At 43.6% G+C, this 2,172-nt stretch carries 1 protein-coding gene; it reads left to right on the top strand.

The features are described from left to right. The coding region (phaC, locus tag K2Y18_09250; protein ID MBX9805919.1) for a class I poly(R)-hydroxyalkanoic acid synthase at positions 1–1,917 on the top strand (1,917 nt) is incomplete at its 5' end. Between the last annotated feature and the right edge of the window lie 255 nt (positions 1,918–2,172).

Here is a 2,172-nt window from a genome sequence, read left to right as displayed (position 1 = left end):
GGCATGCCTGGCCTAACAGGTACCGGAAAAATACCATCGTCTCCTGCGGAATGGCAAAAGACTTGGAAAAAGACGGCTGATGAAGCCGCCAAGAAAATGGCTGAGAATATGGAAAAGCTCGGGATGCCTGGCACACCTGATATAGGAAAAATACCGTCCTCTCCGGCGGAATGGCAAAAAACTTGGAAAAAGGTTGCTGCTGAAGCGAATAAGAAAATGACTGAGAACATGGAAAAGCTGGGGATGCCCACAGGCATCGGAAATGCTGTCTTTAACCCAGAGGTCATGTCCCATACATTTTCAGAAGCGATGATAAAAATTTCCAAAAAGCCTGAAAAGATCTCTGAGTTACAAACTCAATATTTAGAAGAGTTTCAAGAGCTCCTCCAATCCACAATGGACAGAGTTCAAGGAAAATTGTCCAAAATAAACGTAAAACCTGGTAAGGATGACAAACGCTTTTTAGATGCTGAATGGGAGGATAACCCCTTCTTTTCTTTGCTCCAACAGGCCTATCTCTTAAATGCTAAATTTCTGAAAGATGCTGCCAGCAGTATTGAGGGGCTTGATCCCATTACACAACGTAAGTTGATGTTTTACATATCTCATGTGATTGATGCCCTATCTCCAACCAACTTTCCATTAACAAACCCAACTGTTTTGCAAGAAACGTTCGCAACTTCTGGAAATAATCTTGTTCGTGGCTTTCAGAAATACTTAGAAGATGCAGGCAACGGCCAATGGCATAAGCGAATGACAGACACGAAGGCTTTCAAGTTGGGAAAGGACCTGGCAACAACACCCGGAAAGGTGGTTTTTCAAAACGATCTGTTTCAGTTGATTCAATATGAACCTTTGACTAAACGCGTCGCGAAAACGCCCATGCTCATTATACCACCGTGGATCAATAAATATTATATCTTTGATCTTAAAGCGGAAAATTCTTTCATTCGCTGGGCGCTTGAGTCAGGCCTGTCGGTTTTTGCTATATCCTGGGTCAATCCTGATGAGCGCCATGCCCAAAAGACGTTGACTGATTACACCCTAGAAGGGGTCAAGACAGCGATCGATCAGGTTTGTAAGATCACAGGCGAAAAAAAGGTGAACACTGTCGGATATTGTAATGGCGGCACGCTCCTGAGTCTCTTAATGGTTTATTTGAAAAAAGCAAAGGAAAACCCGATCGCATCCGCAACCATCCTCGCAACACCTTTTGACTTTGATAAAGCGGACGAAATGGGCATATATCGATGTGAACACCAACAACGAAAATTGGAAGAACATGTTCAGAAAAAAGGATATCTTGAAGGACAATATATGGTCCAAGCCTTTAACTTACTGCGTGCCAATGACCTGATCTGGTCTTCGTATGTGAATAACTATCTTATGGGTCGTGAACCGTTCCCCTTTGATATGCTTTACTGGAATTGTGATGCCTTGCGCATGCCTGCGAAAATGCACATGACCTTCTTGAGAGATGTCGTCGTGGAAAACCGTCTGATGGAACCGGGCAGTATGTCAATTGCTGATGTGCCTGTGGACTTGGGAAAAATATCGACACCACTCTTTGTCATGGCCGCTCATGATGACCATATAGCTCCTTGGAAATCCGTTTATCCCATAACACAAATGGCAAAATCAACTTCAAAGAAGTTCATATTGACCGCCTCAGGCCATGTGGCTGGGGTTTTCAATCACCCAAGCCGCCAAAAGTACCACTACTGGACGAATGATAAGTTATCAAGCGATCCAGACGCATGGTTCAAATCTGCGAAAAAGCATGAGGGATCCTGGTGGGAAGTATGGCGTCAGTGGCTAGATGCTTATGGGAATGGAACCGTTCCTGCGCGGGGAATCTCTAAAGAAAGCATTCTTGATGATGCCCCCGGAAGTTACGCGCTGACCGTGGCTGACTAGGTCTATTGGGGACGAGGCAAAATAAATATTAAAGCCAACTCCCCCTTTCATATTTCGATAAGCATTTGAAATTCATCAACTTCTTCTCTATATCAAGACCGTCTCAGGCAATAATGCTGATCTATTTTGAAAATGAGCTGGACGCGACCTCTTGACGCAGCCTCTTAAAACCATAAAAATTAACTTAATGTTAATCTTCTTTGGGACCCTCAAGAGCAATGAAATTTTTTCCAACATCTCGCACAATATTCCTAA

The organism is Alphaproteobacteria bacterium (assembly GCA_019746225.1).
In the GTDB taxonomy this organism is placed as follows: domain Bacteria; phylum Pseudomonadota; class Alphaproteobacteria; order Paracaedibacterales; family VGCI01; genus VGCI01.
This window is presented reverse-complemented; position numbering and strand designations above follow the sequence as displayed.